14 protein-coding genes are annotated in these 18,798 nt (G+C 68.4%); 2 read left to right on the forward strand and 12 right to left on the reverse strand.

Going from position 1 to position 18,798, the window contains the following annotated elements; all coding sequences use genetic code 11:
* Positions 1–43: 43 nt before the first annotated feature.
* The 5 genes from O3438_RS09360 to O3438_RS09380 form a co-directional block, all read right to left on the reverse strand.
* Positions 44–928 (reverse strand): carbohydrate ABC transporter permease, encoded by an 885-nt coding sequence (locus O3438_RS09360; RefSeq protein WP_269679586.1) that lies wholly within the window; start codon positions 926–928, stop codon positions 44–46.
* On the reverse strand, positions 929–1,867 hold the full coding sequence (locus O3438_RS09365; protein ID WP_269679587.1) for a carbohydrate ABC transporter permease: 939 nt from the start codon (positions 1,865–1,867) through the stop codon (positions 929–931).
* A 76-nt stretch (positions 1,868–1,943) separates the two neighbouring features.
* On the reverse strand, positions 1,944–3,284 hold the full coding sequence (locus tag O3438_RS09370; RefSeq protein WP_269679588.1) for an ABC transporter substrate-binding protein: 1,341 nt from the start codon (positions 3,282–3,284) through the stop codon (positions 1,944–1,946).
* 102 nt (positions 3,285–3,386) lie between these two features.
* Positions 3,387–5,561: an alpha/beta hydrolase-fold protein gene (locus O3438_RS09375; RefSeq protein ID WP_269679589.1), complete on the reverse strand. Its 2,175-nt coding sequence runs from the start codon at positions 5,559–5,561 to the stop codon at positions 3,387–3,389.
* A gap of 91 nt (positions 5,562–5,652) precedes the next feature.
* Complete coding sequence (locus O3438_RS09380) at positions 5,653–6,672, reverse strand: LacI family DNA-binding transcriptional regulator (RefSeq protein WP_269679590.1); 1,020 nt, start codon at positions 6,670–6,672, stop codon at positions 5,653–5,655.
* A gap of 617 nt (positions 6,673–7,289) precedes the next feature.
* Between O3438_RS09380 and arfA the strand changes: the two genes are divergently transcribed.
* Positions 7,290–8,798, forward strand: a complete 1,509-nt coding sequence (arfA, locus tag O3438_RS09385) for an arabinosylfuranosidase ArfA (protein WP_442929714.1) — start codon at positions 7,290–7,292, stop codon at positions 8,796–8,798.
* Between the two features lie 98 nt (positions 8,799–8,896).
* Here the strand turns inward: arfA and O3438_RS09390 are convergent, their stop codons facing one another.
* The 7 genes from O3438_RS09390 to O3438_RS09420 all read right to left on the reverse strand — a co-directional run bounded on the left by O3438_RS09390 (position 8,897) and on the right by O3438_RS09420 (position 17,803).
* A complete protein-coding gene (locus O3438_RS09390) occupies positions 8,897–10,471 on the reverse strand; it encodes an alpha/beta hydrolase-fold protein (RefSeq protein ID WP_269679592.1) in 1,575 nt (524 codons plus the stop codon).
* Positions 10,472–10,787: 316 nt separating this feature from the next.
* Complete coding sequence (locus tag O3438_RS09395) at positions 10,788–12,305, reverse strand: aldehyde dehydrogenase (NADP(+)) (protein WP_269679593.1); 1,518 nt, start codon at positions 12,303–12,305, stop codon at positions 10,788–10,790.
* Positions 12,302–13,513, reverse strand: a complete 1,212-nt coding sequence (locus tag O3438_RS09400) for a fumarylacetoacetate hydrolase family protein (protein WP_269679594.1) — start codon at positions 13,511–13,513, stop codon at positions 12,302–12,304. Before O3438_RS09400 ends, O3438_RS09395 begins: the two co-directional genes overlap by 4 nt.
* Positions 13,510–14,691: a mandelate racemase/muconate lactonizing enzyme family protein gene (locus tag O3438_RS09405; protein ID WP_269679595.1), complete on the reverse strand. Its 1,182-nt coding sequence runs from the start codon at positions 14,689–14,691 to the stop codon at positions 13,510–13,512. Before O3438_RS09405 ends, O3438_RS09400 begins: the two co-directional genes overlap by 4 nt.
* 8 nt (positions 14,692–14,699) lie before the next feature.
* Complete coding sequence (locus tag O3438_RS09410; RefSeq protein WP_269679596.1) at positions 14,700–15,530, reverse strand: carbohydrate ABC transporter permease; 831 nt, start codon at positions 15,528–15,530, stop codon at positions 14,700–14,702.
* Entirely contained in the window at positions 15,527–16,480 is a 954-nt protein-coding gene (locus O3438_RS09415; protein ID WP_269679597.1) for a carbohydrate ABC transporter permease, read from the reverse strand. The genes O3438_RS09410 and O3438_RS09415 overlap by 4 nt, the downstream gene beginning before the upstream one ends.
* Before the next feature lie 75 nt (positions 16,481–16,555).
* Positions 16,556–17,803, reverse strand: a complete 1,248-nt coding sequence (locus O3438_RS09420) for an ABC transporter substrate-binding protein (RefSeq protein ID WP_269679598.1) — start codon at positions 17,801–17,803, stop codon at positions 16,556–16,558.
* A 164-nt stretch (positions 17,804–17,967) separates the two neighbouring features.
* On the opposite strand from O3438_RS09420, the gene O3438_RS09425 reads away from it, so the two are divergent.
* On the forward strand, positions 17,968–18,777 hold the full coding sequence (locus O3438_RS09425) for an IclR family transcriptional regulator (RefSeq protein WP_269679599.1): 810 nt from the start codon (positions 17,968–17,970) through the stop codon (positions 18,775–18,777).
* Positions 18,778–18,798 lie beyond the last annotated feature (21 nt).

Below are 18,798 nucleotides of genomic sequence, written 5' to 3' on the forward strand. Positions count from 1 at the left end.
ATTTGTGAGCTGGTGGTGCACTGGCTGGTGACACGGGTGGGGCCTACCGGAGGCCTCCGACGGACAACCCGCCGCGCCAGTGTCGTTGCAGGCTGAAGAACGCGATGATCAGCGGAATCACCGACACGAGCGAGCCCAGGATGATGAGGCTCCACAGCGAGGTGCCTCCCGCGTTGTTCGCCGACGCGATCCCCTGCCAGAGGCCGAGACCGACGGTGACGGGGAAGAGCCGGTTGTCGGAGAGCATCGCCAGGGGCAGGAAGTAGTTGTTCCAGGACGCCACCGCGGACAGGAGCAGCACGGTGACCACCGCGGGGCGCATCATCGGAAGGGCGATCTGCAGGAACGTGCGCACCTCGCCCGCACCGTCGACCCGCGCGGCGTCCAGGAGTTCGTCGGGCACCGCGTCGCGCGCGTACACGTGCATCAGGTAGACGCCGAACGGGTTGAGCAGCGACGGGAGGATCACCGCCCAGACCGTGTTCGTCAGACCGAGCCGGGAGAACATGATGAAGGTCGGGATGACCAGGGCGGTGGCGGGGACCATCAACGCGCCGAGCACGACGGCGAAGCTGAACCGCCGGGCGGCGAAACGGTACTTGGCGAACCCGTAGCCCGCCATCACCGCCAGGACCGTGGCGCCCACGCCACCCGCGACGGCGTACAGCGTGGAGTTGAGGATCCACCGCAGGTAGATGCCCCCGTCGTAGGTGAAGAGCTGCCGAAGGTTGCCGAGGTAGTCGACCTGGTCGGTGAACCACAGGGTGTTGTCGCCGCCGAACAGGCCCGGCGCGTCCTTGGAGCTGTTGACGATGACCCACCAGAACGGTACGAGGAAATAGATCACCAGGAAGCCGAGGAGGATCTGCAGGGGGAGGTAGCGCTGCGGCCGGCGGGAGCCGGCGCGGGCGCTGGTGGGGGCGGTCATCTACAGGAAGCTCCTCCGCTTGCGGGTGAAGAACAGGAAGGCGTACACGCAGATGAAGACGATGCCGCCGAGGGCGAACGAGATCGCGGACCCGTAGTTGAAGTTGGCCAGCGAGAACGCCTGCTGGTACGCGTACATGTTGGGGGTGAAGTCCGTCCCGATCGTGCCCGCGGCGAGGTATCGCAGGATCTGCGGTTCGTTGAAGAACTGCAGGGTGCCGATGAGCGAGAAGACCAGGATCAGGATCAGCGCCGGCGCGATCAGCGGGATCTTGATCCGCGTCGCGATCTGCCACCGCCCGGCGCCGTCCATCCGGGCGGCCTCGTAGAGAGTGGGATCGACGCCCTGCAACGCCGCGTACAGGATGATCATGTAATAGCCGGCCCACTGCCAGGTGACGACGTTGAGCAGGCCATAGAAGATCAGATCGCTGCTCAGGAAGTCCGGTGCGGTGGCGCCGAACAAGCCGAAGATGTCGGTGAGCGGGCCGAAGCCCTTGCTGTAGAGGAACCCCCACATCACCGCGCCGATGACGGTCGGAATCGCGTACGGCAGGAAGATCATCAGGCGGGAGAAGCGCGCGAACAGCGTGGTCACCGCATCCAGGATCAGTGCCATCGCGAGCGCGAGGACGATCTGGATCGGGATGGACACGAGCGAGAAGCGGATGACGAACCACGCCCCGGACAGGAAGCTCGGGTCGGTGAACGCCTTCACGTAGTTGTCGAAGAGGACGAAGCTGGTGCCGCCGATCAGCTTCTTCTGGAAGAGGCTGAGATACAGCGCGTACGCCAGCGGCGCGATGAGGAACGCCAGGAAGACGATCCCGAACGGCCCGACGAAGAGCCACCCCATCAGGTGTTCGCGAAGGTGTACCTTGCCACGGATCGTGCGCGTCTCGTTACGAGCACGCGATGCGCTCTTCTCGGTGAGTGTCATTGTGGTCTCCGGGACGTGGACGCCGAGGGTCGAGGGTGGGCCGCCCGCCCGCTGACGGCGCGGCCCACCCGTCAGGTCACTGAACGGTGAAGCCTTGCTCCTTGGCGTACTTCGCCACGTCCTCCTGGATCCGGTCGGCGGCCTGCGAGCCGGTGATGGACCCCTTGATGACCTCGCTGACCTGCTTCGTCATGGCGTCGAGGTAGTACTGGCCGAAGGGGGCGTACGCGACGCCCTTGTAGGCGTCCGCGGCGGGGACGTAGACCTCCTTGTTCGCCTGCTGGCCGTCGAAGAACGGCACCTTCAGGTCGATGAACGCGGGGTCCTTGAGGGCCGTGAGGTTGAGCGGGAAGATGATCTGGTTGGTCCAGCCGTCGGTGAGCGACTCCTTGTCGGCGTAGAGCCCGTAGGCGGCCTTCGCCGCCAACTCCGGCTTCTTGGACTGCTTGGTCACCGAGAACGCCGACCCGCCCCAGTTCACCTGCACCGGGTTGGCCTCGTCCCACTGCGGCAGCGGCGCCACCGCGAACTTGCCGGTGTCCTGGCCCTTGCCGACGCCCGCGCCGGTCAGGTAGCCCGGCGCCCACGCCGCCGAGATGTACGTCGCGTAGTTACCGTTGATCACGCCGGAGATGTACTCCGGGGTGAACTGGTCCTGCGTCCCGACCAGGCCCTTCTTGGCGAGGCCACCCCAGTAGTCCAGCACGTCCTTGGACGCCTGGTCGTTGAGCTTCACACCGATCGACTTCGGCTGCGCCGGATCGAAGGTGAAGGGTGAGGCGCCCTTCTGGATCTGGAGCGCCATCAGGACCGCCGGGACGTTCGCGCCGAGGTCGCCGAAGAGCGGGCCACCGGCATCCTTGACCTTCTGCGCGGTCTGCTCGTACTCGGCCCAGGTCTTCGGTGGGGTGATCTTGTACTTGTCGAAGATGTCCTTGCGGTAGATCATGCCCATCGGGCCACCGTCGACCGGGACGCCGTAGACCGCGTCACCCACCGACACGTCCTTCCAGGCACCCTCGCTGTAGTTGGCCTTCACCGCGTCGTAGCCGTACTTCTTGATGTCGATCAGCGCGCCCTGGATCTGGAAGGTCGGGATCCGGTCCGCCTCCACCATGATCACGTCGGGTGCTCCGGTGCCCGCCGAGATGGCCGTCTGGAACTTGTCGTACTCGTCGCCGCCCTGCCCGACGTTGGTCCAGCAGACCTGCACCTCGTTGTTCTGCTTGTTGAAGTTGTCGACGACGAGTTGGGTGTTGGGGTACCAGCCCCACATCGTCACGACCGGCAGGTCCTTCTTGGTGATGGTGTTCGTGCAGTTGCTCGCGTCGTTTCCGCCCTCGTCGGAGGAGCAGGCGACGAGGCCGCTCCCGACCGCGAGCATGGCAACCGTGGCGAGTATCCGTCTTCTCTTCATTGAGGTGGTTCCCTTCCAAGGTGGCGGTGCGGAGGCATCCGGGCGCTGGCGGGCGCCACCGGGGCAGGAAGCCCGCTCCGGTGGCGTCGCCTGCAACGGCTCCTAGCGCTTGAACAGACGGGGCGCCAGGTCGATGAGGTTCTTCTGCCACACGTCCCAGCCGTGCGGCCCGGGGGTCACCCCGTCGAACTCGTAGCGGATGCCGAGGTTGTCCAACGTGGCCAGCGACGCCATGAAACTCGGGTACACGAAGTCGGTCTGGTCACCCACGTAGAGGCGCAGCATCGTGGTGCCGTTGTTGATCGCCTCCACGTCGACGCCGGTGCCGCTGCCGAACCCGGCCGAGAAGGCAGCGACGTAGGCGAACTGCCCCGGGTACGCCCGCAGCACGCCGAACGCCTGCCCACCGCCCATCGACAGACCGGCGAGCGCCTGCTGGGACGGGTCGCTGGAGACGTGGTAGCGGGCACGGGCCGTGGGAACGATGTTCTCCAACAGCTCGCGGTTGAAGTTCGACGAGTTGCCGTTGCCCATCACGACCACCATGGGCACCAGGTCACCGTCGAGGAACTGGTGGTCGAGGATCTGCTTGGCGCGTCCCATCTCGACCCAGTCCGTGTAGTTCTGCCCACCGCCGTGCTGCAGGTAGAGGACCGGGTACGGTTCGGCACGACCCGGGTCGTACCCGGGCGGGGTCCACACCAGCGCCGTGCGGTCCTGGCCGGCCACGGTGCTGGCGTAGGTCATGCTCTCGACCTTCCCGCCCTGGCCCGCGGGGACGTCCGACAGCAGACGGGCCTCCGGCCCCGGGATGAAGAAGGTGCTCCACATCGGTTCGGTGGTCACCTTCGTCGGGTTCGAGGTGTCCTTGAACGGCACCCGGTCCACGATCAGCCGGTAGTAGTAGAACCAGGGATCCAGAGGGCCCACTGTCGCCCGCCACCGGTCACCGTCACGGGCCAGTGGCACCCGCAGCCAACTGCCGCCCGGAGCGATGTTCGCCCAGACCGTGACGTGCTGGGCGTCGGCGAAGTCGGTGGTGGTCTCGAAGGTGACGAAGCCGTCCTCGTTGACGAAGGGCGTCGGGGTGGTGCCCGCCGGCGGCGGGTTGAACTCCCCCTTCAACTGCCCGTGACCGGGGCTCGGACCGTGGTCCGACACGTGCCGGAACAGCCTCGGCAGGAAGTCGACCAGATTCTCCTGCCAGGTGTCCCAGTTCGCGCCACCGTCCGGGTTGACCCCGTCCGACTCGAACCTGACATCGGCCCGGCCCAACGCCTTCGCCAGCCGGTAGGTGGCATTGTGCGCCGGATCGGTCACGTTGCCGGTGTAGAGGCGCAGCAGCTTCACGGTGCGGTTGACCGTCCTGGCGTCCGTGCGGTCGACGTCCGGGACCGACCGACCCGAGAACCAGCCGACGTAGCCGAACTGGGCCGGCTTGGCCAGCGCCGCCTCCACCGCCGCCGTCGCGCCGTCGGACACTCCGGCAATCGCCTGGTGTGCCGGATCGCGGAGGACCCGGTAGGTGTCGGCGACCGCCCTACGGAGGTCCTTCAGCTCCCTGTCACCCGAGCCGTTGGTGATCACGACCACCATCGGCCGCATGGTGCCCGCGGCGGAGAGGTTGTCGAGGATCTGCCTGGTCCGTCCGAGATCGAGCCAGTCGGTGGCGGCCACCCCGTCACCCGACTGCAGGTAGAGCGCCGGGTAGGCCTTCGGGCCCTTGGCCGCGTACCCCGGTGGTGTCCAGACCACTGCGGACCGCTGCCCGGCCTTGGTCCGGTAGGTCAGCGTCCCAACCGTGCCGCCGGCGCCGGGTGGCGCGTCGACCAACCACCGTGCCGAGTCACCCGCGACGAGGAAGGTGCTCAGCAGCGGGTTGGACGCCACACTCGTGTCGTTCGTCGGGTCCTTGATGCTCTTGGTGTCGTCGGCGGTGAACTGGTAGTGGTAGAGCCCCGGCTCGAGTGCGCCGAGAACGCCGGACCACACGTCGCCACGGCGGGTCAATCCGAACTCCGCCGTGGCCGAGGACGGCCCGAAATTGCCCTCCACCACGACCTGCGACACCGTGCCCAGCTGCTCCTGGACGTAGGCTGCCGGAACGGTGAACGACGCGTAGCGATCCGGGGAGACGGTCAGCCACGGGGTGTCGGCCGCCGCCGGTTGCGGTGCGAGCACTACCGCTGCGACGGCGATGACTCCGGCGGTGAAGGCCGCCGAGAGTCGACGCCCACCCAGCCGGCGTAGGCGCCCATGGTACGGTTCGGTTGTCACGCTCCACTCCTCTCTGCGCCGGCAGCGGATGCGACCCGACTGACCGGCTCGATTCACTGGTGGATCTAGCCGTGGTTCTGCGTTGACACCGTCAAGCCAAGGTGCTTTTCGGCGGCGCGGTCGAGCTGCGGACCACGAGGCTGGTCGGAAGCACCATCCGGTGCGGCCCCTCCCACTCGCCGGTCACCAGTGACTTCAGCATGCGGGCGGCTTCGTATCCCAGCTGGTACATCGACTGGTCCACTGTGGTCAAACCCGGTGCCGTCGAGGCGGACTCCGGGATGTTGTCGAACCCGACGACGGACAGGTCCGCAGGGACGGAGATTCCCAACTCCCTGGCGACCTCCAGGGCCTTGAGGGCCATCCCGTCGCTCGCCGCGAAGATCGCCGTCGGCGGGTCCGCCTGTTGCAGGAGGGCCCGCGCCAACGGAACCGCCGACTCGGGGTTGAAGTCGCCTCGACCGATCAACGTCGGGTCGACCGGGACGCCGGCGGCGGCCAGCGCAGCGCGGTAGCCCTCCTCACGGGACCAGGCCGCCTCCAGGCTGGACCGACCGGCGATGAAGCCGATGCGTCGGTGGCCCAGAGCGAGCAGGTGCTCGACGGCGGTGGTGGCGCCCGCGAGATTGTCGGCCATCACCGAGGGCCCCGTCGTGCCCCTCGCCGGGTCGATGGCCACCACCGGCGTGCGGCTCTGCACCTCGCCCCAGGGGGTGACCACGATGCACCCGTCGGTCAGGGTGCCCGACAGGCGGGTCAGGTGTCGCCGCTCCCAGCCCTCCGAGTACGACCCGTAGAGGTCGCTGTTGGCGTAGACGATCAGGTCGAAGCCCGAGCGGCTCAGTGCCTTCATCGCCCCCTTGAGCACCTCGGCCGTGTACGACTGGAAGCTGTGGGTCACGAGGCCGAGGACGTTCGTGCGGCTGCGCCGGAGGCTCGTCGCGACCAGACTCGACTCGTAACCGAGTTGCTCGATGGTCGAACGGACGTGGGCCACCGTGTTGGCGCTGACGCCGTAATGGCCGTTGACGACGCGCGAAACAGTAGCCGTGGAAACGCCGGCAACCCGAGCAACATCACTCATTGTCACGGGCGCATTGACCTCGGTCATGCCGCTCCCTCTGGACTGCAATCGTTATCGGTTACGTTTCCAGGGTGTTGCCAACGTAACGGACAAGTATTACGAACACAAGACCTCTTCACTCTCGCACCGACCGTCCTACCAGGACGACTACACGGTCATGGACACGCGTTCCCCGAGACCGTGGGCACGTTAACAACCATTGCGACCGGCGACCGGCGACGGCGTCGTCGCTCACCGTGGCTCGGCACCGTCGACATCGAAGCGCCACCTCCCCGTCGGGACCACTCCGCCACGACGGCGAGGCGGACGCGACGGGATCCCGGCATCGACGATCGACGCGCACACAGGGACGCCGGACGCCCGACCCGGGCCGGGGCGGCGCACCCCCGGCCGCCGACTCCGACATTGATCATGGACATCGGATTCCCTACCGTAAACGTGATCGGTAACGTTTACATAGATCAAGAACGTAATCGGCGATCATCATGTTGTCCAGAGCTCGCACTGACCCACCACCCCCGGGTCCCGCGTACGCGACGTCCACGTCACGGCGGGACCCCGCACGAAGGGAGCCAGCCCTGAACACCCACCTCGACGCAGCGCCGCAACCACCGTCCGGCACGGACCGTCCACTCCCCTACCGTCTGAGCCTCGACCCACGCCGACGCGTCGCGCCGGTGCCACGGCGGCTCTTCGGCTCGTTCGTGGAGCACCTCGGACGCTGTGTCTACACCGGCCTCTACGAGCCGGGACATCCGACGGCCGACGCGGACGGCTTCCGGCGCGACGTCCTCGCCCTCGTCCGGGAACTGGGCGTCACCACGGTCCGCTATCCGGGCGGCAACTTCGTCTCCTCCTACCGATGGGAGGACGGCGTCGGCCCGGTCGACCAACGGCCCGCCCGGCTGGATCTCGCCTGGCACAGCCTGGAGACGAACGAGTTCGGGCTGGACGAGTTCATGCGCTGGGTCGGCAAGGCGGACGTCGACCCGATCATGGCGGTCAACCTCGGCACCCGCGGCACCGCCGAGGCCGTCGACCTGCTCGAGTACGCCAACCACCGCGGCGGCAGCCACCTGGCCGACCAGCGGCGCGACAACGGCGCCGCCGATCCGTACGGGATCACGCTGTGGTGCCTGGGCAACGAGATGGACGGCCCGTGGCAGGTGGGTCAGCGAAGCGCCACCGAGTACGGGCGACTCGCGTCGCAGACCGCGAAGGCCATGCGCCGCTTCGATCCCGACCTCGAACTCGTCGCCTGCGGCTCGTCACACCTCGGCATGCCGACGTTCGGCGCCTGGGAACGTGACGTGCTCACCGAGGCGTACGACGACGTCGACCTGATCTCGTTGCACGCCTACTACCAGCCGGTCGACGACGACCTGGCCAGCTTCCTCGCCTCCGCCGAGGACATGGACCGGTACATCGACGCGGTCACCGCCATCGCCGACTCCGTCGGGGCGATCCGCAGGTCCACCAAGAAGATCATGATCGCCTTCGACGAGTGGAACGTCTGGTACCAGTCCGCCGCCCCCTCCAACCCGCCGAGCGGCGAGGACTGGCCGGTCGCCCCACCCCTGCTGGAGGACCACTACAGCGTGGCCGACGCGGTGGTCGTCGGCGGTCTGCTGATCAGCCTGCTCCGGCACAGCGACCGGGTGACCGCCGCCTGCCAGGCCCAACTGGTCAACGTGATCGCACCGATCATGACCGAACCGGGCGGCGCGGCGTGGCGACAGACCATCTTCCACCCCTTCGCCCGGACCGCCCGGCACGCCCGGGGCGCCGTGCTCGACGTGCTCCGCGAGGGCAGCACGACGTCCACCGACCGCTTCGGCGAGATCGACGCCGTCGACGCGGTCTCCACCTGGGACGACGACACCGGTGAGATGACGGTGTTCCTCGTCAACCGCGTCGTCACCACCCCGGCCGAGGTGACAGTGGATGTCACCGGCGCCCGGCTGGCCGGCATCATCGAGTGCGTCACCGTCGGCGGGACCGACCTGCACGCCAAGAACACGGCCGACGGCCCGGACCACGCCGAGCCGCGTCCCAACGGCACGGCCCGCAGCGCCGACACGGGCGTCCAGCTGACGCTCCCGCCCGCGTCCTGGACCATGCTGCGGCTTCGGGCGACCGACGTGACCACGTGATCGGCTGACGAACCACCCCGGCCGCGTACACCCTGGGTTCACCAGGGGGTACGCGGCCGGGGCTTCCCCACCACAGGGAGTTCGCCGTCGAGCCGGGGTTACCGGGCGTCGACCGGGGAGCTGTGGGATCCGTTGAAGAGCTTGTCGCCGTGGTAGCGGGCGACCACCGGGGCGTCCAGGTCACCGTGGAGGATCGTCTTCAGCCGTGCGACACCGTTGTGCACCCGGGCCGACCCGAGACGCCGGTCGCCGGCGGAGAACTCGACGGTGCCGGAGGGCGCGGCGGCGCCGGTGCTGACGGCGCCGACAGTCGCGGTGGCGGTGACACCGGTGTGGCGCGAGCCGCCCACGGGTGCCGCCGAGACGTCGAGGCCCGTCGTCGTGGCGCGGAACGCCAGCGTACGCAGGTAGTGGTTCAGCAGCGGACGCCAGACGTGCCAGGTGTGCACGCCCGGCACGTTGTACTCGTCCAGCGCGACACCGGCGGCCCGCAGGGCGGCGGCGTTGCGCTGCGAATTCTCGGCGATGTTGCCGAGGCGGTCCTGGAGCCCGGTGCCGATCATGATGCCGCCGGCCACCGCCCTCATGCCGTCGATCTGTTCGGGGGTGGCGGCCGGGCCCCCCGCGCTCCAGGCGGCGTGGTAGCCGAACAGGTCGGTGTGGTTGTACATGATGGTGTACGCCCGACTGCCGCCGGCTGAGAAGCCTCCGAACGCCCGGTCCTGTGCTCGGGTGGACACGTGGTAGTTCTGCTCGACGAACGGGAAGATGTTGTTCCGCAGCTCGTCGACGTACCCCTCGTTCCCGCCGGGCAGTCCGTTGAAATCGGTGGAGACGATCACCATCGGCTGCGCCGCCCGATCCTTGATCGCGTTCTCCAGGATGAGGTGGGCCACGCCCTGCATCGTCCAGGCCGTGGAGTGGTCACCACTGCCGTGGCTCAGGTAGAGCGTCGGGTACGGCTCGGCCCGGTCGGGGTCGTAGCCGTGCGGCGTGTAGACGACGATGTCGTGCGCTCCGGCCGGGTTGGTGGACAGCGGCGAGGTGTACCGCCGGGACTCCAACCGGCCGATCCGGGCGACCGGCGCCTGGTAGGCGGTGTCGTAGGTCGGGAACTTCCTGCTGGTCGGCACGTAGATCGTGCTGCGTACCGCGCCGGGCGCTCCCGGGTACTGCGGCTGGATCTGCCACCGGTTGGCCGGGTCGTCGTACAGGGTGCAGCCGGTGCCGAGTTCGTTGGCGCAGTCGTGGGTGAACGCGTAGCGGAAGGTGCCCGCCGGCAGCGGCGTGGTGAACGTCCACACCCCGTCGGGGCCCTTCCGCATGGGCAGGATGTGCCACGGGGTGGCCGCCACGTCGCCGGGCTGCCACTCGGTGGGTGGCCGGGCGTCTCCGCAGTCCTGACAGGGGATGTTCTCCGGTCGGGAGAAGAACCAGTCGCCGTAGACGTGGACCTGCTGGACGTCGTCGGGCGCCCGGTACCGGAACGTCACCGCGTACCCGGTCGGGGGTTTGTCGGTGCGGATGACGGTCGGGCCCATCGGTGTCGGCGGTGCGGCCGACGCCGCGGGAACCGCTACCGTTCCGGCCGCGACGGTGACGGCGGCGAGCAGTGCGATCGCCAGCCGGCGGCGCGGCGACGACGTCGGGGGACGGGGTGTGGCGACGGACATGTTTCCTGCTCCCTCTTCGGCGTGTGGCCGGACCGCACCGAGCAGTCGACCAACCATTCGATGGTGAGGTGAACGGATACCAGGAACGGGCGATGTTGTTATGCGAGCGCTAACATCTGGCCCCTGTCCAGAACACAACCACGAAATGCGATGACGGTCAATGACGCATTTTGCCGGGCGATGCAGAAGCAATTGTGGGCACCTTTCAGCGACACCAGGGCGACCGGCGCGAATCCATGCAGGATCAATTCGCGGAACTGCTCGCCGGCCGACCTGGCACCACCGAATAGACGTGCGGTGACGGCCTCCGTCGCGACTATTCCCCCTTCGATTCCAGCCTTCCGTCGACTCGACGCGGAATCGCGGCGTACTCGTCTCGAAGCTCCTCGGGGAGGACCCACTCCGGGGCGTCCTGCCACGCCAGCGGGCGCAGGAACCGTCGGATCGCCGTGGCGCCCACCGAGGTGTGTACGGCGTTGGTCGACGGCCAGGGTCCGCCGTGGTGCTGGGCCCAGGAAACCCGGACACCGGTGGGGTACCCGTCGAAGACGATGCGGCCGGCGCGGGCGGCGAACACGTCGACCAGCCGGCGTACCACTGCGGTCTGGTCAGCGGGTCCACTGTGGATGGCACCGGTCAGCGACGGTGGGACGGTCGCCAGGGCGGCGTCGAGTTCGCTGACGTCGCGATACCGGACCACGATCAGCAGCGGGCCGAAGCACTCGTCGGCGATCTCGGTCGTCAGGTCCGGCAGACCGACCTCCAGCAGTGTCGGCGCGACGGTGAAGCCCTCGCCGGGCTCGACCTGCGGTCGCGCCGCGACCCGAGCGCCCGCTCGTTCGAACGCCGCCGCCTGCTTCTCGTAGGCGTCCCGGATGCGCTCGTTCAACAGAACCGCGCCCCCCGCCGAGGCGACCCGCTCCCGCAGCGCGTCGACCAACTGGTCACCGGCCGGGTCGGACGGCACGAACGCGAGGCCGGGCTTGGTGCACAGCTGACCGCCCGACGCCGTGAAGGAGGTGAACAGGCCCTCGGCGATCCGGTCGCTCCGGTCCTCGACCGCCCCGGGCAGGACGACGATCGGGTTCACGCTGCTCAGCTCGGCGTAGAGGGGAATCGGATCGGGTCGTTCGTCGATGGCCGCCTGGATGGCACGGGCGGCACCGACGGACCCGGTCAGGGCGGCCGCCCGGATCGCCGGGTGACGCACCAGCGACCGGCCTGCCTGCTCCCCGTACACGATGCCGATCACCCCCTCGGGGCCACCCAGGTCGCGGATGGCCGCCTCGATCGCGTCGGCGGAGGCGTGCGACGTCAGCGGGTGCGACGGGTGGGCCTTCAGGACGGTGGGGCACCCCGCGGCGAGCGCGGCGGCGGTGTCGCCCCCGGCGACCGAGAAGGCGAACGGGAAGTTGCTGGCCCCGAACACGGCCACCGGTCCGAGGGGTACGAGCATCCGTCGCAGGTCCGGACCGGGCCCGATCGGGGTGTCGGCGGCGTGGTCGATGGCCGCCTCGACGTACGCCCCGTCGCGCACCACGTCGCCGAACATCCGGAACTGGAGTGCCGCCCGCGTGAGTTCCTGGTTGAGCCGCGCCGTGCTGAGCCCGGTCTCGGCCTCGGCTGCCGCGATCAGGTCGGCGCGCCGGGACTCAAGGGACGCGGCGATGCGGTCGAGCATGTCCGCCCTGCCGAGTCTGCCCAGCCCGGACAGCCACTGGGCGGCTCGGGCCGCCTGGTCGGCGACGGCCTCCAGCCGAGACTCGTCCGTCTCGCTGAGATCCGTCGAGCGCCGCCGGCCGTCGCGCGGGTCGACAGTGATGACCACGTTCACAGCAGTCCTCTCCTCACCAGATTGCCCATCAGATCGCGGACGCCGAAGTGCCAGGGCTCGCACTCCTCCGCGTGCCACACCCGGTTGACCAGGGTGCCGAGCGCCGGGCAGCTGATCCGCACCACGTCGTCGACCTTGTGGGTGAAGCCCTCACCGGGGCGGTCCCGGTCCTGGATCGGCGCGAACATGGTGCCGAGCATCAGAGCGGCGCCGTCCGGATAGTGGTGGTGCGGGCCGATCAACTGCCGCACCAGCTCCTCCGGGTCACGCGACATCCGCGTCATCTCCGAGACCGCCTCCAGCAGGAAGCCGTCCACACCGCTGACCTCCAGGCTGACCTCAAGGTCGCGCACCTGGGCCATCCCGAACCGCTCGTCGAAGAGTCGGATCAGGGGACCCAGGGCGCAGGAGGCGTTGTTGTCCTTCGCCAGCGGAAGCAGCAACGCCGAGCGACCCTCCACGTCCCGCAGGTTCACGTCGTTGCCGAGGGTGGCGCCGACGATCCGCCCGGTGGACGCGACGATGAGGGTGACCTCGGGTTCCGGGTTGTTCCAGGTCGACGCGGCGAGCACTCCGACCGGAACGGCGGTGCCGACGGCGGAGAGGACCTGCCCCTTGGTGAAGATCTCGGCGTCCGGGCCGATCCCCACCTCCAGGTACTGACTCCACATGCCCTCGGCGACCAACAGGCTCTTGAGGCGGTCCGCCTCCACCGAGCCCGGAGCCAGGCTGTGCAGGTCGACGCCGACGTCGGCGAGCATCCGGTGACGGATGTCCGCGGCGAGGCCCAGATCTCCGCGCGCCCGTTCCTCGATGACGCGTTCGATCATCGAGACGGGGAAGGTCACCCCGGCGGCCTTGAGCACCTGGAGGTCGACCGGGGCCAGCAACCAGGGCCGGGTGCGGTCCCGGGTCGCGGCCTCCGTGTTGGCCAAGATCTCCCCGAAGTCCCCGACCGTCGGCCCGTCGAGCCCGGCGACCACCGCGGCGGGATCGGGTAGTTCGCAGATGTCCCGGACGGTCGGGAACTGACGACTGACGTCGATGACCATGCCGTCGCGGACGGTCACCGGAGTCGGACCGTCGACCGACGGATCCCAGATGCGGCCGACGAGGACACTGGCGTCGGCATCGTCCGGCAGCGCCTCGGCGGCGGTGCCGGACCACCCCGCCTCCACTGCCGCCCCCCGGGGCCGTGGCACCGTCATGAGCCGCTCTCTAGGTTGAAGAAGGACCGCTCGTCGCGAGGGCGGATGTCGTAGACGGCGTCCTCGAACATCCGCAGCGGATGCGGTGTGAACGGATGCTGCTCGATCGCCGCGAGGTCCAGCTCGATGCCCAGCCCGACCCCGGTCGGGATCAACACGTCTCCGTCGGCGGTCAGCACCAGCCGCTCGTTGGTGATGTCGGGACGCCAGGGTACGTCGGTCGCCATGATCTCCAGGTACCTGAAGTTCGGCAGTGTCGCCCCGAGTTGCAGCGTCGCGGCCGTGCTGAGCGGGCCGCTGGGGTTGTGTGGTGCGAACCCGACGTAGCTGGTCGCGGCGAGCGTCGAGATGAAGGCCAGCTCGGCGATCCCTCCCGCGTGCGTCACATCGGGTTGGACGAAGTCGACAGCCTGACGAGCCAGCGCCGGCGCGAAGCCCTGCCGGCCGTACCACCGCTCCCCCGCCGCGATCGGCACGGGCGACGCGCGGCGGATGTCGACAAGCGCGTCGAGGTTGTCCGGTGGGCAGGGCTCCTCGAACCACACCGGGTCGAACTGGGCGATCTCCTTCGCCACCTTGACGGCGTGCCGGACGTCGAAGCGTCCGTGCCCCTCGACGAACAGTTCGACGTCACGGCCCACCGCGCCACGCACCGCGTCGATCTGGGCGAGCACCCGGTCCAGTTGCTGGGTGGTGATGGTGAGGTCGTAGTTCTCGAACGGGTCCCACTTGAGGCCGCGGAAGCCGGACTCCACGGTCCTGCGCGCCGCCGCCGCGTAGTCCTCCGGCGTGACGGCACCGGAGAACCATCCGTTCGCGTACGCCCGCACCCGGTCCCGTGTCGCGCCGCCGAGCAGTCGGGAGACCGGCACGCCGAGGTCCCGCGCCGAGATGTCCCACAGGGCCATCTCGAACGAACTCAGCGCGGTCATAACGACCGGTCCGCCGCGCCAGTACCAGTTGCGGGCAAGCTCGTAGAGGGTCTTCGCGATGCTGGTGGGGTCCAGGCCCACCACCGCTTCGGCGAGCTCGGCGACGGCGCCCTGGACGGCCCGTTCCTTGCCCTCCAGGGTGGCCTCACCGAGCCCGACGATCCCCTCGTCGGTGTGCACGCGCACGATGACGAGATTCGTGCGGTAGAAGTCGACGACCACCGTGTCGACGGAGACGATCTTCATGTTTCGGCTCAACCCTTCACCGCGCCGGCGGTCATGCCGGACACCACGTACTTCTGGACCAGGAGGTAGAAGGCGACGGCCGGCAGCGTGAACAGGAAGGCGACGGCCATCACCGTCTGGATCGGTGTACCCAGTTCGCCGATGAAGTTCGCGATGCCGACGGACGCCGGTTGCAGGTCCGGGTTGAAGATGAACGTCACCGCGAACACGTACTCGTTCCAGGCGTGGAAGAAGGCGATGACCGCTGTCGCAGCGATCGACGGGGCGATCAGCGGCACGTTGATGCGGGTCAGGGTGGTGAAGGGTCGGGCTCCGTCGGCGCGCGCGGCCTCCTCCAGCTCCTTCGGGATGCCGTCGATGGCGCCCTTGAGGATCAACGCGACGATCGGCAGGACGAAGGCGGAGTTCACCAGGACGAGGCCGGTCAGTGAGTCGAGCAGTTCGAAGCGGCGGAACAGCGCGAACAGCGGGACGACCATGAGCGCTTCGGGAAGCATCTGCGTGAACAGCAGTACGACCGTCAGCACGGCCTTGCCCCAGAACGAGAACCGGGACAACGCGTAGCCCAGCGGGATGCCCAGGCCCACGGAGAGCACCATCGTGCCGACGGCGATGATCAGGCTGTTGAGCAGCCAACCGGCGGCCTTGCCCTCGGCCAACGCGTCGACGAAGACCCCGAACTGGCCGAGGTCCGGCGTGAGCCGGGGCTGATCGGCGAAGAGGTCGCTGTTGCTCGACAGCGCGGTGACGAACATCCAGTACAGCGGGAACACCGCGACACCCAGGACGACGAGCACGGCGACGATCCGTGCGGTGATACCGAAACGGAAGCGCCTCATCGGACGTCCCCCTTCTCCACGGCACGGGCGACCAGGCGGCTGCCGATGACGACGATGAGCGAGATGACGACGCCGACCATGCCGATGGCCGCCGCCGAACCGAGTTCCTTCGAGTCGAAGGCCTGCGAGTAGAGGTCGATCACGAGCGTCTCGGTGGCGCCGACGGGTCCACCCTTGGTCATCAGCCAGATGAGTTCGAACCGGCGCAGCGACCAGATCGTCATCAGCAGGGCGAGCAGGCCGACGGTCGGCTTGATGACCTGCCAGGTGACGGCGCGGAAGGTGGCCCACCGGCCCGCGCCGTCCACCGTCGCGGCCTCGTTGAGGTCCTGCGGTACGGACTGCAGCGCGGAGAGCAGCACCACGGAGGTGAACGGGAACAGCTGCCAGATGGTGGTGGCGAGCACCGCCGGGAGCGCGTAGCGCGGGCTGTCGAGGATAGCGCCGCCCGGGACGCCGAGCCCGACCGCGTCGAGGAACCGGTTCACGATGCCGTACTGCGCGTTGAGCATCCAGGTGGCGATGAGCGCGACCGCGATGCCCGGCGCGGCCCAGGGGACGGTCACCAGCGCCCGTGCCACGCCACGGCCCCGGAACTTCCCGTTGAGCAGGAGCGCGACGCCGAGTCCGGCGCCGATCGCGACGACCACGCAGGTGATCACGTAGACGACCGTGATCAGCAGGGTGCGGTGGAACTCGGGGTCGCCGAAGATCCGGTTGAAGTTGTCGAGCCCGACCCACTCACTGCGGGTGGGGTTGAGCAGTCTCGTCCTCGTGAAGCTGAGGTACACCTCCTGGACGAGGGGTACCGCCTGGAAGACGAGGATGAACAGTGCGGCGGGTGCCAGGAACAGGTACGGCGTCCACTTGCTACCCAGCGGGCTGGGCCGACGCCGGGGCCGACCTGAGGGTGTTGTCTTCGGTACTCCGGTCTGCTCGACCACAGTCATCGGATCGGTCCTTCTGGGGGAAGGACGCCGCCGACGCACGGATCGTCGCGTCGGCGGCGTCGCCGTGTCGAGCGGTCAGCGGACCAGTTCGGTCGCCTGCTGCTGGGCGCGGTCCAGCGCCGACTTGAGGTCGGCCTTGCCCTGCAGTGCCGCGACCACGTTCTGCACGACCACCTTGCGGATGTCCGGCGTCTTGGCTTCGAACCCGAGGACGATCTGCGGCAGGCTGGTGTCGGTGAGACCGTCGAAGACGGGGAGGAACGGGGTCGCCTTGAGCGATTCGGCGCTGCGCTGCGTGGTGGTGGCGACGCTGCTCGCGCCGAGGATCTCCTGCAGCTTCACCTGGTTCTGCGGCTCCAACGTCCACTTGATGAAGGTGGCCGCCTCGTCCTTGCCCTCGCTCGCCTCGTTGATCACGATCGGCGCCAGGATCGCGCCCTGCTTGCGCACCGGGAACGGGATCGGCGCGACGGTGAAGTTCAGCTTCGCGTTCTGACCGCGCGTCGCGGTCACGTATCCACCGTTGTTGAGCTCCATCCCGACCTTGCCCTCGGCGAACATCCGCCGGAACGTCGCGGCGTCCGCGCCGCGCGGAATGACGTTGGCGTCGTACAGGTCCTTGAACGCCTGCAGGCCCTTGAGGTTCTCCGGCGAGTTGATCGTCAGGTTCTTACCGTCGGACCACGCGCCGCCGAAACCGTAGACGTAGTTGAAGATGTCCTGCCAGACGCCGGCCTCCTCGGCCTCCGTCTGGCGGAAGGCCAGGCCGAAGACGTCACCCTTGGTCAGCGACTTGGCGGTGGAGGCGAACTGCTCGTAGGTGGTCGGCGGCGTCGGGATCAGATCCGCGTTGTAGAACATCGCGTAGTTCGACGCCTCGAAGATGACGCCGTGCCGCACACCGTCGTGGACCATGAACTGGTCCGGCTGCTTGAGCAGGTCGTACTTGCTGGCGTCGATCATCTTGTCGAGCGGTGCGACGAGGCCGGCGTCCGAGGCGGCCTCGAACTCGGGCATGTCGAAACGGACCAGGTCGGGGCCCTTGCCGCTGCCCATCTGGGTGAGCACCGTCTGGCCGAAGGTCGGGTACGGCACCGCGGCGGCGGAGACCTGGACCTTGTCCTGGCTGGCGTTGAACTCGTCGAGCCACTTCGTCAACTGGGGCCCACGGCCGGGGTCGCCGAAGGTCGAGGCGGCGAAGGTCAGTTTGGTGACGCCGTCACTTGAGCCACCGTCGGAGCCGCAGCCGGTCAGGAGGGCGGCAACCATTCCGAGGGCACATGTCGCACCGGCGATGCCGAGACGAACGCGTCGATTACCCATAGTTACTCCACTGTTACGAGTCAGCGTCGTGCCGATTAAATTGCAACGATCGTAGCGTCATGTGCAACGGTGTCAAGTAGCGATTGCGCATCGCGTGAACTATATTGCGTAATACGCAATGGCAGCGGCGGCACCAGACCGGCGCAGCGAGGGGAGACAGGGCCTTGGCGCAATCGATTCGCCGCGCGATCGACCTCATCCGTCGATCGGCGGAGCACCCGCTGTCGCTCACCGAGGCGGCGGACGTGCTCGGCGTCCACAAGTCCACGGCCCTGCGCATTCTGCAGACACTGGAGTCCGCCCGCTTCGTACGCCGCACCGGCGCGGGCACCTATGTGCTCGGTAGCGGCGTCATCGAACTGTCCGAACTCGCGCTCGGCTCGATGGACCTGCGCCAGTTCGCCGCGGCACACCTGCGGTCGCTGCAACGGGAGACCAGCCACACCGTGCACCTGGCGCAACTGACCGGTGACGAGATCATCTATATCGACAAGGTGGACAGCCCGGCGTTCGACGCCGTCAAGCTGCCGTCGCGGGTCGGACGCGCGGTGTCGATCTACGCGAGCGCCGTCGGTAAGACGATCCTGGCCTACCTGCCCTCGGCAGAGCGCGACCGTCTCCTCTCCCACGTCGTGTTCGAGAGGTTCACCGACACCACCTTCGCCGACCAGGAATCCCTCGAAGCCGAACTCGCCCGCATCCGCGAGCAGGGCTGGGCCACCGACAACGGCGAACACGACGCCTACGTCAGGTGTATCGCCGCACCCGTCAGGGACTCACGCGGGCAGGTCATCGCCGCCGCCTCGATGACGGCCATCGAGGTCATCGCCAGCCTCGACACGTTGAAGCAGGCACTGCCGCTCCTGCTGGAGACCGCCAGGCAGATCTCGTCCGAGTGGGGGTACACACCAACGCCGTCCGTCGGCGCGGACGACTCGGAGGACGGCGACCGGCTGCTCAGCTCACCCCGCTGACCCGCTGTTCACCCGCCGTGC

Source organism: Micromonospora sp. WMMC250, assembly GCF_027460215.1.
Lineage (GTDB): Bacteria > Actinomycetota > Actinomycetes > Mycobacteriales > Micromonosporaceae > Micromonospora > Micromonospora taraxaci.